Below are 823 nucleotides of genomic sequence, written 5' to 3'. Positions count from 1 at the left end.
TAATTCGACCATAATACGCTGCACTTTCTTATGATTAACTCGGCGCCCCCGATTAAATAGTTCGTCACGGATACGACGATAGCCATAGCGCCCCTGATGTTCCTCGTAAATAGATTGGATAAGGAGTTTCAGATCCGCGTCTGGATCTGGCTTACCCAACTGTTTGACCCAATAATAAAAGGTGCTACGTTTGACTTCTGCGAGCTTTAGTAATGCAACCACCGGGAACTCATGCCTTAATTCATAGACGACTTGCGCTTTGTCTTGTTTGGTGATTTTTCCTTGTTTTGAACTAAGGCATTCAACTTTTTTAAATAGGCGTTTTCCATACGCAAACGTTCTAATTCAGCTTGTAGAGCCTCCATTGAATCCTTGGCAGGTTCTTGCTTCTTTGTGATGTTTTTATTCTTATCTGTCATGCGTGGACGCCCCTTTTTCTTTGAATTCAGGGCGTCTACTCCATGTTCATTGAATTGACTACGCCATTTCCTAATGACTCCAGGTGAGGATATTTTGAAAATGACAGCTGCTTCATTCGGAGACGTCCCATTCTCGTTCATATAGTTGAGTACGTCTAGTTTATATGCCGTGGAGTAAGATGTATAGGTTTTTTCAAAAGCTTTTACCCCGTGAGATTCGTATTGCCTAATCCACATACGTAAAGCTTCATGATTCATCCCTAATGATTGTGCAATGCTTTTGACTCCCTCAGTACCACGCTGATACCTACGAATGGCCTCCAATTTCTCATCTAAACTGAATTTAGGCAAAAAAACTGCACCTCCATTGTTAGTCGTGTCTAACAAATGGGGTGCAGTTCAGA

1 pseudogene is annotated in these 823 nt (G+C 41.9%); it reads right to left on the bottom strand.

The annotated features are described in order from the left end of the window. Positions 1-770, bottom strand: a pseudogene (locus NLX74_RS25505) (transposase); the annotation flags it as partial. Positions 771-823: the final 53 nt, after the last annotated feature.

The organism is Paenibacillus sp. MZ03-122A (assembly GCF_024213325.1).
Taxonomy (GTDB): domain Bacteria; phylum Bacillota; class Bacilli; order Paenibacillales; family Paenibacillaceae; genus Paenibacillus; species Paenibacillus polymyxa_B.
Note: the sequence above shows the minus strand (reverse complement) of the source record. Positions and strands in the feature narration are given on the sequence as shown.